This window comes from Draconibacterium mangrovi, assembly GCF_010586825.1.
Lineage (GTDB): Bacteria > Bacteroidota > Bacteroidia > Bacteroidales > Prolixibacteraceae > Draconibacterium > Draconibacterium mangrovi.
Genome location: NZ_JAAAGB010000005.1, coordinates 91,443 through 104,069, shown reverse-complemented (window position 1 = coordinate 104,069; position 12,627 = coordinate 91,443). Strand labels below are relative to the sequence as shown.

Sequence of the window (12,627 nt, the reverse complement as noted above, 5' to 3'; positions counted from 1 at the left end):
TTGTGAGTCATTGGTTACTTGTTGTGTGTTTTTATTAAAGCATTTTTGCATTCACGCATTTAAGCATTCCAACATTCAGTCCTTCAATCCCTCAATCTCATTCAATCTCCATCAATCTTAAGATCAATCTGCAACAAGTAGGCAGTTGGCAAAATCGCAGTAGGCAATTTTACAAAGCTACTGCTCATTAAAGCATTAAATCATTCACCCTACTCATACCTCAACGTATGCGCCGGGTTAATCCGCAGTGTTTGCAGCGTTTTATAACTGATGGTAAGCAGTGCTATGGAAATGGCGGCAATAAAACCAACAATAAACTCGAGCGCTCCGAGGTGGATGCGGTAGTAATAATTATGCAGCCAGTTGCTCGCCACCCAGTAAATAAGCGGACTGGCCACCAGGGTTGACACGCAAACCAGGATAACGATTTCTTTCGAAATGAGGTAAAAAATACTGTAACCCGAAGCTCCCAGTGCTTTGCGCACCCCCACTTCCTTGGTGCGTTGCTCAACGGTAAACGAGGTAAGTCCGAACAGTCCGAGTGCGGCAATAAAAATCCCCAGAATGGCAAATACCACCGATAGTTTGGCGTTTTGCCTTTCGGATTTATACATGTGCGCAAAATCTTCGTCCATAAAGAAATAGCGCATCGGGTTGTTCGATGCAAAACGTTTCCAGCTTTCTTCGATCTGGTTAATGGCCGCTGCCGATGCATCGGTGTTGAATTTCACCGAAATATAGCCCCAGTTATTGTCGTCTTCCTTAAACCGCATTACATACGGGTTGATGCGGCTGTGTAGCGATTCGAAATGAAAATCGTTACAAACGCCAATAATGGGCATAAATTTTTTATCGCCCTCGTCGGTAAATACAACAATAAAGCGGGTTTGAGTGTAATCGTCGATACCAAACTCTTCAATGGTTTTCCGGTTTACCACACAAGCTTCGCGGTCGGCACCAAACTCGCGGTCGAAAAAGCGCCCGTCGCGGAGTTGCATGTTATAGGTTTTCAGAAAATCGTAATCAACATAAGCGGTTTGCATCAGGTAGGTCTGTCCGTCGTGGCCTTCCAGCATATAACCGTTGTTGTTATTGTTATGCCCCGGAACAGCTGTCGACGCCGAAACAAACTCAACGCCGGGTATTTTCAGAATTTCCTGTTTAAATGCTTTTACCTGGTCGCCAATAGAACCGGCACTTCCTATCACCATCAAACGGTCTTTACCAAAACCAACATCTTTATTTACCATGTACGTTAGCTGGCGGTACATAATGATGGTTCCAACAATAAGAATAATGGAAATAAGAAACTGCACCGACACCAGAATGCGGCGTAATTTCCCGTTTTTTGCCCCGTCGCGAAGCTTTCCGCGCAACACCGTATTGGGATTAAACGACGAAAGATAAAAGGCCGGATAAGCGCCTGCAACAAAACCTACAAACAGGGCAAAGGCAATGAGCAAGGGAATATAGTAGAAATGCTGGATGAGGTTAAATCGTACCTGTGTATCAAAAACGTCGTTAAAAAACGGTAGCGACACAAAAACGATAACCACGGCCAGAATCAGTGCGATAAACGAAATCAAGGTAGAATCGGTAAGGAACTGCAGAATGAGCATTCCTTTTGACGATCCGCTTACCTTCTTCACTCCAATCTCTTTGGCGCGTTTTGTGGCCTGCGCGGTCGACAGGTTCATAAAATTAATGGAGGCAATAACGATAATTAAAATGGCCACACTACTGAAAATCACCAGGTATTTCGGGTCGGTGGCCGGTTTTACTTCGTGTTCGATTTCCGGCTGAAGGTGTATTTTTGTTACCGGCTGCAGGTGAAAACTGTAGCGATTGCCCTGTGCAATAAAATCCTCCAACATTATACCCATCATTTCCTGCACCCGCGGCCCAACGTATTTTTCAATCAATCCTGAAAACTTATCTTCCACATTAGCTGCCGAAGTATTTGGTTTAAGCAACACATAGGTGGAGAAACTGTTGTTGAGCCACTCGGGATCGTTGGCTCTTCGGTTGGTCATAAACGACGTGAGAATGTTGGCGTTAAAATGTGTTTCCTCGGGGAAGTCGGCCATTACTCCGGTTATGCGGTAAGGATCCTGCCCGGTATTAACACGCAGCATTTTATTGATAGGATCTTCGTTGCCAAAGATCTTTTTTGCTGTCGACTCCGACAAAACCATGGTATTGGGTTCATTCAGCACGGTTTTGCTGTTGCCTTTTAGCAGCGGAATAGAAAACAGCTCAAAAAAGGTAGAATCCACTTCAGCAAAATCGTCGATCACATACGCGATATCTTCTTTTTTTATAATGGTTTCGCCCCAGGTATTTAAGCGGCAGAATTTTTCAACTTCAGGGAAATCGTTTACCATGGTTGGCCCAAGTATCGACGCCGAGTACGAGGCATTTACTTCCTGTTCGCCAATCTTACCGTCTAAGTTTACCCGGTAAATACGGTCTTTGTTTTCGTGGTACTGATCGTAACTTAACTCGTGAATAATAAAAAGTGCGATAATAATACTGCAGGCTATTCCAATGGCCAGGCCAAAGATGTTGATGGCAACGTATCCTTTCTGCTTCTTCAGCGCCCGCAAGCTGTGTTTCAATAAGTTTTTAATCATGTTTCAATAGCTTTAGTTTTCCGTGAATGAATGAACCGGATGTTTTAAAGACGCACGAAGTTGTTGTTGGTTACAGGGTTATGAAAGATTATTGATAAAGGATGAAGGATTAAAGAAAGCTGCGAGCTGCTAGTCGCTAGTCATTGGTCATTGGGCACTGGGCACTGGGCATTTGCTGACGGGGATATAAACCGGAACTGTCATTGCGAGGGAGGAACGACTGTGGCAAGCCGAATGAAAGGATTAGGGATGAAGGATGAAGGATTAAAGAAAGCTGCGAGCTGCTAGCCACTAGCTGCTAGTTACTGGTGGTAGGCTGTTGGCAAAATGGGAATCTTACATCGCCCTCACAGACGATCCTAAAAAGTACCGGGGCTTTGCCCCTAAACGAACAGGACCAAAGGTCCGGCACGTAAAAGCGTTGTCTGTAAGGGCAACGATAGTCATGATAAATTAAAACGAACAATAATAAATCATACCAGGATAAAATAATTAATTGTCCGCTGTCGAGTTTCGCCCAGGAAAAAGTCATTTCGAGGGAGGAACGACTGTGGAAGCCGAGTGAAAGGATTAAGGATTAATGATTAAGGATGAATTAAAGCTACGAGCTGCGAGTCGCTAGCTGATAGAGATTGCTTCTACCGATTCGCTTACTCATCGGTATCGCAATGACATCAAACCGAGTGAAAGGATTAGGGATTAAGGATTAAAGAAAGCTACGAGCTGCGAGCCACTAGCTGCTAGTTGCGGGTGGTAGGCTGTTGGCAAAATGGGAATCTTACATCGCCCTCACAGACGATGCTAAAAAGTACCGGGGCTTTGCCCCTAAACGAACAGGACCAAAGGTCCGGCACGTAAAAGCGTTGTCTGTAAGGGCAACGATAGTCATGATAAATTAAAACGAACAATAATGAATCGTGCCGGAATGAATGAATTCATTGTCCGCTGCCGAGTTTCGCCCAGGAAAAAGTCCTTGAGAGGGAGGAACTACTGTGGCAAGCCGAATGAAAGGATGAAGGATTAGGGATGAAGGATTAAAGAAAGCTGCGAGCCGCTAGATGCTAGTTGCGAGTGGTAGGCTGTTGGCAAAATGGGAATCTTACATCGCCCTCACAGACGATGCTAAAAAGTACCGGGGCTTTGCCCCTAAAAGAATAGGACCAAAGGTCCGGCACGTAAAAGCGTTGTCTGTAAGGACAACGATAGTCATGATAAATTAAAACGAACAATAATGAATCGTAACGGGATAAATAAATTCATTGTCCGCTGCCGAGTTTCGCCCAGGAAAAAGTCATTGCGAGGGAGGAACGACTGTGGCAAGCCGAATGGAAGGATGAAGGATTAATGATTAAGGATGAATTAAAGCTACGAGCTGCGAGTCGCTGGTCATTAGTCATTGGTCATTGGTCACTGGGCATTGAGTTTTTAATAACGCATTTTTGCATTTACGCATTCAGGTATTCTCAAGTAAAAAGATCAATCCCTCTAAATCGCCCTTCGCCAAGGGGGACGGCGCCGTGAAACTCGTCTGGATATGTCAGAAATGAAACATTTCAATTTCTTATTTTCGAAAGGCAACAAGATTTTTTGTGAGATAGTCTATTCGTTCGGGTAAAACTTATCCAGGTATTCGCGTACCAATTGTGCAACATCCCAATAATCGATAAACTTAAAATTTTTAGTCGACCACGATCGTTTGGATTGTTTCCACAATGAACGCACTTCATCGTCGTTTAAGTTTTGTTTAGCGGTTAATTCGAGGTTTATAAATATGAATTCGAGAATTTCATAAACATCCTTTTTGTTATTGTCGGGATTAAAATCAACATTTATCGTTCCTCCTTTATCATTAATCTCCTTTTTTAAACGAATAATGTAGGTGTAAAATTCAAATTCAATGCTCGATCGCTCGTTCATGCACATTTCCAGCTCCGAAATAATATCTTCACACACTTTGGCCGAATCTGCCGTCCCCTCCCATTCGTTGTCACCTTCTTTTACCCGCTGTGCTTTTAACAGTAATGTTGTATCAGTGGTATATTCCGAATAATGAGATTCCCATACCGTTGTTATCGCATTTTCCAGCGTCGCATTTGTTTTATCCGGTTTCAGAAACTCGGTTATACCAAAAAACACCGCCATTAAAAAGGAGACAACCAGAAACCATTTAATGGTGTTTAAAATGGGCTGACGCGCATCATCATTGCGGTCTTGTTCCTTTAACAGCAACTTTGTTGAAAGAGCAAAAAGGATAGCGCATAATCCAATAGCTCCATATTTGAGTGCATCTATAAATTCCATTTTTCTTCTCTATTTATAGCGTAGGATTGATTTGTAATCCGGGCTTGTATTGCAATTTAACTATAAGTTGCTTAATAGAAAAGTGTATGATTGATTTACCCGCTACTTTTTAAGATTTATTTCTTTAAGCTGGGGCAAGCCAAGTGAAAGGATGAAGGATTAAAGAAGCTGCAAGACACAAATTGCAAATTACGAGTTGGCCATCTCTTCGGTTTTCCAACTTCCGACTCCCAACTTTCCACTCAATAACAACTCCAATGATACCGTCCGGAAGATTTAAAAATTTCCCAGGCTGCGGAATCCGGAAAGATTTGCTGCAGGGCTTTTTCAACGCCGGCACCCATTGCTTTTGAGCCGCAGACATAAACATGTGCACCGTGATTGATAAATGCCGCTACTTCGTGGTGTTTTTTCAGTAGCCTATCCTGCACATATATTGGATTTTGCGGGTTACGCGATTCCACGGCATCGAACAAAAAGTTGGCGTGCTGTTGACTTATTTTGCTGAATTCGGAGTAGTAACGGTTTTCAGAATGATGCAACTGTTCGCCCCACAGCAGCCACGCACTTGACGGGAAATCATGTTGCTCCAACTCATTTACAAAAGCACGGAATGGTGCTACTCCGGTTCCGGCGGCGATCATCAAAATCGGAGTATTTCTATCGGCCGGCATGTGAAAATCGGAATTTGCTGCCAGGCGAAAACGAATAAGACTACCGGGCTCAATGCTTTCGTTTAACCAGCTGGAAGCTGCTCCCAAATGTTTTTTACCATTGAACTGAAAACGCACGGTTTTTACCATCAGACCAATTGGCTTTTCGGCATTTGGCACGCCGCTTATGGAAAACTGCCGAATGCGGATTGGAGGCAACAACGAAAGCAACTTTTCGCCGGAAATTTCTGCCGGGAAATCGTTAAGCAGATCAAGTACATTTGCATTTTTTAGATAGGTATTTAGTGCCTCATTTTGAGTAAGCAATTCAGCCAGCGATTTATTTGAAGTCGCCCCGGCATAAGCCTTTATCAACTGCCGATTTACGCGTGTAATTTCTTTTTCCCTTGCAAAAGCAGCTGCCAGTTGTGGTGCCTCTAACTTTTCGCAAAGCGCCTGAACCAGTTCTGCAGGATTTTCGGGAATTACATCCAGCAGATCGCCGCTTTTATAATTTCCGGCTGCTTCCGGGCAATCAATTTCCAGATGATAAGTGGAATTGTTTTCGGCATCTACCGATAACAATTCACGCTGCTTTAAGGTGCCGTGGTACCATTTTGAGCGTTCCATGACTATTTCAGTTGTCTGCTCCTTTCCCGTTTTTAACCGGGTCAGCACCTCTTTTATCCACTCCACTGCCGGCTGTGCAAACTCTTCGTCACAGTCTTTTCGTGGCAACATTTCTTTTGCTCCAAGCTCCTTCAACTGTTTCTCCAGGGCTTTTCCGGCCTCGCAAAAGCTGTCGTAACTTGAATCACCCAAAGCACAAACAGCAAATTCCAGATGTTCCAAAACCGGCATATCTGCGGCTTGCAATTGGTTGTAAAACTTTCGGGCTTTTACCGGTGGTTCGCCATCGTCGTGCGTGCTAACCACCAGCAACGCGCGCTCCACATCTTTTAATTGTTGCGGTTTAACTTTCGACATGCTGCTCACCCGGTTCTCAATATTTTGCCGGTTCAGCTGCTTCGCCAGTTCTTCAGCCACAGTTTTTGAGTTGCCCGATTTTGTGCCGTACAAAACCATAAGCGGTGCCGATTCTACCGGATGCGAAAAGAGATTTTTAAAAAACATATTTACAATTTTGACTGCAATAAACGCGCTTGGCGACTACTTTTTCTGCGTTTGTTGTACCACACAAAAAAACCGGTAACCGGCAAGCTGGCACTCACCAGTCCCAGTATAAAAACGAGTATTTTTCCGGGCAGCCCCCAGATTGCCCCGGTATGAAGATCGTAATTCATATGATCGAGCTTATCGGCAAAACCGGCCTCATCGTATTTTTCCACTTCCAGTAGTTCTAAGGTGTAACGATCGAAAAAATACTCATCGTTATGATAATAGCGCCCCTGGTGTTTATATAAAACCACTTCAATGGCATCGTCGACCTCGCGCAATTGCGGTGTCATATAAATGCGTTTTGGATCCGGGTATTGTTCCAGTGCCAGATAAAAAGCCCTGTCGATGGCCGGAATGCTATCAGCAGTTACCGAAGAAGCCGGCTGAACAATGGAGTGCGGATGCTCATGCGCAGCTTTGCTCTCCCCTCCTGATGCCACGTAATAAACGCCATGTTCGAACCACTTAAAACTCCACACCAGGCCGGTGCAGGCGATGATCAGCAGAAACAAGGCTGCATAAAACCCGGGAACATTGTGCAGGTCGAGGTTCAGCCGTTTCCACCCTGCCGACCATTTTATACGGAAACTCCTTTCGCGGTTTTTGGCGTTCCATTTCACCGGCCACCACATAATAATTCCGGTAATCAGCAATACCACAAACAGCAGCACTCCGATTCCCACCACCGGTTTTCCGATTGCCGGCGGGAGCCATAGGAAACGGTGTCCTTTAATTACAAACTGGAAAAAATCAAAGTCGCCATGTAAAACGGCCTCTTTTTTATGCAACATCTTTCCGCTGTAGGGATCGAGAAATACAACGCCAAAATCCATTTTATCGTTTTCGGTATAATAAAACCCCACAGCAGCTGCGCCCGTTTCATCTTCGTACGTGAGCCCCGACGGTGTTTTCCCCGGCATGTAAAACGAGGCAGTATCAACCAATTGACTGGGCGGAACAAAAGCTTTATTCTGTGCTTCAACGGTTCGCCACGGTTCCACGACTTTCATTATTTCGTTTTGAAAAACATAAATGCAGCCGGTGATACTGACGATAAAAACAATAAGACCGGAACCTAAACCCAGCCAGAGATGTAACTTTCGAACAAGCACTTTCCAATTTTGCATGCTTTGCAGTAATTTTTTAATGATTCGAATCAAAAGTTGAGCTCGTAATTGATAGCTGATTTTTCTCCCTTTTTCACCTCTATCCTGAAGGAAGAAAGCGAGAAAATACTTGATCATCCTTTAGGCTTTGAGGTAAAATCAAGGGTTTTACCTTATAATGTTGTTCAACCCTTGATTCGCATGAATTTTAAAAAGGGATCTCCATGCCCCCCATAGCGGAACACGGAGATCAGTTTATGAACTACAAGTGTTTTTAGTGTCAAATTAGAATTTAAAGAATCCGGCAGTGAAATTGGCCTGCACTTCGGCACCTTTTGTTGCTGTGTAATTTACCGGATCGATTTGATAGACATATGAATTTACATCTTCAGGAACAACCATGTAAATGTGCTGGCCATCGTATAAACTTGTTGATATCAGTTTACGACCCAATCCTGAATGCTCCGGCACTCCGCTGATATAATCAATTGTTTTTGCCGAAAGATCAAGAACTGCCGGTTTTAACGGACCATCTGCCCATGCCGACTGCTCGCTTCGTTTTGCGGTATTCATTTCAACAAAAACTTTGTTGTTACCCAGGTAAACCAAGTGAGCTGTCGTCAGACTGTCGGTAACGGTATTAAAATCGAAGATGTAGTTGCTGTCGAATTCGCTGTCGCCACTGTTAATACGCAAAATCGCAGGATCTTTTGTAAACTGGCTAAATCCATTGGCAGGATTGGTATGCGACAGTGCATATACATTTCCAATTTCGTCCTTTATCAATCCTGATTTTGTACCAAAACCTCCAACCGGACCGGTACGATCGTCTTCAATAACTTTTACAAACTGCAACCCGGGATAGCTAAAAACAGCTACCTGAGCCACATCGGTGTGCGCGGTGGTATAAGTGGTTGGGTCGCTGATGTAGAAACTTACAAACAGAAAATCGCCACTTTGTACCATTCCCGAATACGACGGGCCGAATTGATCTGTAATTTCAGAAACTGCAGTACTTACAGAGCTTTCGGCAGTTACTGTTTCAGCATCAATTTGATGCAGTGTAATCACATCCGACGATGATGCCATTTCAATCGCCAATAACATTCCGTCTTCAGCTTCCACAACGTCCTGCAGGCTGTTGCCAAACGACGAGTTTCCACCGGTTTCCACCAGTTCTCCATCGGTATTTTTTTCCAGTGCAATAATATCGGTCAGCTCAAAACCACCGGTGGCATAAATACGATCGTCCACCTGATTGTAGGTATAATACCCTAAATGATCGATACCCTGACCTACGGCCGAAAGGCTTCCGCTCATTACATCTTCGAACAATACGGTGTAATAAGTATAATTTCCGTCGGTGCCCTGATAAGCCAGACTTAAAGCATAATTTGCATCGCCGGTAATCACTTCCGGCACTTCGTTCTCATCGCTGCAAGCGCTAAACAACAGCGTTCCTACTGCCAGTAAAGCAGTCATGGTTAATAGGGGTAATAGTTTTACTCTTTTCATATTTTTGAATTTTAATTAAATATTTTAGATCGTATACCGGAGCTTAATGCTAAACGAGCGTCCGGGTTTTTGTAAGTAATATTTATCGTAAAGTTTTGTATCGAACAAATTGCGGCATTCGGCGGCAATGTTGTATTTGCCGCTTTTTAGCGAATAACTTAATTCGATATCGTGTGAAATCTGGCGCGGAATAACATACTTGTCGCTGCCGGCTCCGAGTTCGGTCCAGGTTAAAAAGTATTTCTCCACAAAATTTACAAAGTAGTTGACATTAAGCGTTGAGCCGTCGACCAGCACATTTTTAGCTGTTGCTCCGGCATTAAAATTGGCAAACAAATATGGTTTATTTGGCAAACGAAAACCATAGTGGTAATTGGTTTGCCAGCCCGATCCGGTGTACGACTCGTTATAGATCAGCTTGGCTCGATCGGTAATATCCTGATAAGTTACGTTGGCTCCGGCGTGGAAAACGTCTTTCCAGGCATATTGCAGATTTCCTTCTACGCCCAGTACTCGCGTGTCGCTGAGGTTATCGTAACGTGTTTGCGGACTGGAAACCGTAACAACGGTATAGATCAGGTCTTTTGCCTCGCGGTAGATCAAACTACTTCCGACCGACAAATGATGGTTACCCAATTTTTGTGTGCTAAAAGCTGCTCCAAGGTTGATATTATCGCTTTGCTCCGGCCCCAGATCGGGATTGGCTTCTACAAACAAACCATCGCCAAAAATTTCTTCGGGCATGGGCATTCGGGCAGTATGCTCGTACGAGAATTTCAGCTGCAATTCCGGCATAACAAAATAGCTGGTTGCCAGTCCGTAGCCAAAGTTGAACTGTTTGTTATCCACCGCCTCAACACGCTGGGTTTCCAATGCAAAATCGAACAGTTTTGAGGTAGCGGCATGAATGTGGTACATTTTCCCAAACAGCGTGGTACTCCATTTATTATTCAAATCGAATTTGTAAGCCAGGCCAAGCACCTGTTTGGTCAGGTCTTTAGGAAAACGGTTGGCCGGCTCGTCGGGGTGCTCCGTGTCGTGTGCTTTTCGGTGAAAATAATTCAATGAGTAATTTAATGCCAGCGAACTGCGGGTGCTCAATGCATAACCGGCATTTAGCTGGGTATTAAAATCCGTTTCGTCAAGTGTGGTGAAGGTGCGGTAAAACTCGCCATCGGTCGACCGCTCACCATTGGATGTATAAATTATCGATTGTTCTCCCAGCCAGTTGTATCGCACCCCCTGCAGCGTGTCGATCACTTCCGACCGGCTCCGGTTCAGGGCACTGTACAGGCTTACATCCAATCCTTCGGTCAGCAAATCTTTTTTATTGTAGCGCAATGTGGGCATCACCGATTGGCTGTTCCGAACAATACCGCCGTAAACGGTATTCATGGTAGCGCCGTGCTGCACCTGCTTGTCGTTTGCAGAAAGCATAACGCCCAGCAGTAACTGGTCGGCAAATGATTTATCCACCAGTCCGGTTTCCAGCTTTAACGAACCGGAGCGGTAACGATCGTGAAAACGACGCACCCAGGCGGTATCCACAACCGTGTTGTTTTCCACAATACGCGCCCATACTTTATAATCGTTGTCGGAATAATTATAAAACAAATTGCCGCGTAGAGTAAAGCCTGTTTCCTCGTTGGTATGAGCGCCATTCAACGACGTACGATGGGTGTTAAACGATCCGTAAGCATACGATGCATCGAGGTAATTATTGGTGCGGTTGGTAATGATATTCACCGCTCCGCCCAATGCATCGGTGCCCAGCCAAACCGGCACAACCCCTTTGTACACGTCAATACGTTCGATCATATTTACAGGCAGATCGCCCAGTGTAATCGAACCAGCATTATCCATTGGAATTCCGTCCATAAAAAACTTCACCTGGTCGCCGGAAAAACCGTTTAGCGTAAAACTGAGGTCCGAGCCCATTCCTCCTTCTTCCTGAATACGAACACCGGGAATACGATCTAACACCGATTTTGCATCGCTGGTGCTGTTGAACAATTCTTTGGTAGATACCGAAGAAACCTGGTATGCCTGCTCGATTACACGCCGTGTAGCGGATTTCCCACTCACCACCACATCGTTGATCATGTAATTTTCAGGCTCCAAAACCAGTTGCAAGGCAGGCGACTTTCCGCCTTTTACCTGCACTTCCCGGTTGAGCGATTGAAAACCGATGGAGCTCACCTGTAACTTATAAGTGCCGGATGAAATATTTTGAAAAGTGAATTCCCCGTTGATATCGGTGATTACTCCTTTATTGCCCGGATTTAGAACCAGATTCACTCCCGGCAATGTTTCGCCGTCAGCCGTTTGAACGATTCCGGCGAGCTCCACCTTTTCGGCAGATTGCGCCCTAACATTTTGCTGCAATAGCAAAACCACCGACAAGCTCAGCAGAATATTTTTAAAAAGATTATTTCCAGAAATTGTTTTTACCTCCATTGTTTTCACGAATTCTATCAAAGTAGTGTTCGCAAAAATAGAGGGATACAAATGGGTGCACAATCCCCTATTGTAGTGAAATCAGGTGCTGTCACAGATCGGACAGGCAGCACTTACATACCACATAAAAGAAAGATTGCCAGCATATTACCGGCAACGAATTTAATATTTTCAGAATTTTGCATCCCCTGTTTTGGGGATTATGTTATTACAGGCCAAAACCGATGTGTAATCCCATGCTTAAATGCACGTGCTCGAAATTATAACCCAGCTCTACCATTGGTCCCATGTGGATATTACCGACCTGGAAATCGTAGGCTGTTTCGAAGTGTAGGGCGAAGTTTTTCTCATCCCAGTCTTCGCCTTCAAAAGCAATTCCGGGTGTAAGTGCAAAATGAAGCCTGTCAGCAGGTGTATAACTACCAACAATACCAATTGTATTGTGGTGGTGTTCGTCGAAAATACGCTCATAAGCCAGTCCCACTCCAAAATTCGAATGACCGATATTTCTGACCACGTGGAGATGCAAACCATAGCTAAATTCTTCTTCACCAAAAAAATAGACAGCCGAGTTTCCGATTCCTATTTCAGTTTTGTGTCCGTGTGTATGGTCGTGGTGTTCATGATCATCATGATCGAGTTCCTGGGCGTTAACATTCAAAACAAAAAACAGGGCAATAATGCCACCTAATAAACTGATATAACTTTTTTTCATTGTAATTTTAATACCTATTCAAACAGTCTCAATCCAACGTTTAAGTTTGTAAAATGTTGAGTAATGCC

7 protein-coding genes are annotated in these 12,627 nt (G+C 44.2%); all 7 read right to left on the bottom strand.

Going from position 1 to position 12,627, the window contains the following annotated elements:
* Positions 1 to 209: 209 nt before the first annotated feature.
* The gene (locus G4420_RS13990) at positions 210 to 2,633 is read right to left on the bottom strand and encodes an ABC transporter permease (protein WP_163324459.1); all 2,424 of its coding nucleotides are present in this window, start codon (positions 2,631 to 2,633) and stop codon (positions 210 to 212) included.
* A gap of 1,599 nt (positions 2,634 to 4,232) precedes the next feature.
* Entirely contained in the window at positions 4,233 to 4,934 is a 702-nt protein-coding gene (locus tag G4420_RS13985; RefSeq protein WP_163324457.1) for a hypothetical protein, read from the bottom strand.
* A gap of 242 nt (positions 4,935 to 5,176) precedes the next feature.
* Complete coding sequence (locus tag G4420_RS13980) at positions 5,177 to 6,721, bottom strand: flavodoxin domain-containing protein (protein WP_163324455.1); 1,545 nt, start codon at positions 6,719 to 6,721, stop codon at positions 5,177 to 5,179.
* Between the two features lie 2 nt (positions 6,722 to 6,723).
* Entirely contained in the window at positions 6,724 to 7,893 is a 1,170-nt protein-coding gene (locus tag G4420_RS13975; protein ID WP_163324453.1) for a PepSY-associated TM helix domain-containing protein, read from the bottom strand.
* Positions 7,894 to 8,157: 264 nt separating this feature from the next.
* A complete protein-coding gene (locus G4420_RS13970) occupies positions 8,158 to 9,387 on the bottom strand; it encodes a DUF4374 domain-containing protein (RefSeq protein ID WP_163324451.1) in 1,230 nt (409 codons plus the stop codon).
* A gap of 24 nt (positions 9,388 to 9,411) precedes the next feature.
* Positions 9,412 to 11,844 carry a TonB-dependent receptor gene (locus G4420_RS13965; RefSeq protein WP_163324449.1) on the bottom strand — a complete coding sequence of 811 codons (2,433 nt, stop codon included), beginning with the start codon at positions 11,842 to 11,844 and terminating at the stop codon, positions 9,412 to 9,414.
* Between the two features lie 208 nt (positions 11,845 to 12,052).
* Entirely contained in the window at positions 12,053 to 12,559 is a 507-nt protein-coding gene (locus tag G4420_RS13960; RefSeq protein WP_163324447.1) for a hypothetical protein, read from the bottom strand.
* Between the last annotated feature and the right edge of the window lie 68 nt (positions 12,560 to 12,627).

Bases quoted from the DNA above. Each gene is read 5' to 3' on its own strand.
- G4420_RS13990 (WP_163324459.1), bottom strand. From the start codon at position 2,633: ATGATTAAAAACTTATTGAAACACAGCTTGCGGGCGCTGAAGAAGCAG.
- G4420_RS13980 (WP_163324455.1), bottom strand. From the start codon at position 6,721: ATGTTTTTTAAAAATCTCTTTTCGCATCCGGTAGAATCGGCACCGCTT.
- G4420_RS13960 (WP_163324447.1), bottom strand. From the start codon at position 12,559: ATGAAAAAAAGTTATATCAGTTTATTAGGTGGCATTATTGCCCTGTTT.
- G4420_RS13965 (WP_163324449.1), bottom strand. From the start codon at position 11,844: ATGGAGGTAAAAACAATTTCTGGAAATAATCTTTTTAAAAATATTCTG.
- G4420_RS13970 (WP_163324451.1), bottom strand. From the start codon at position 9,387: ATGAAAAGAGTAAAACTATTACCCCTATTAACCATGACTGCTTTACTG.
- G4420_RS13985 (WP_163324457.1), bottom strand. From the start codon at position 4,934: ATGGAATTTATAGATGCACTCAAATATGGAGCTATTGGATTATGCGCT.
- G4420_RS13975 (WP_163324453.1), bottom strand. From the start codon at position 7,893: ATGCAAAATTGGAAAGTGCTTGTTCGAAAGTTACATCTCTGGCTGGGT.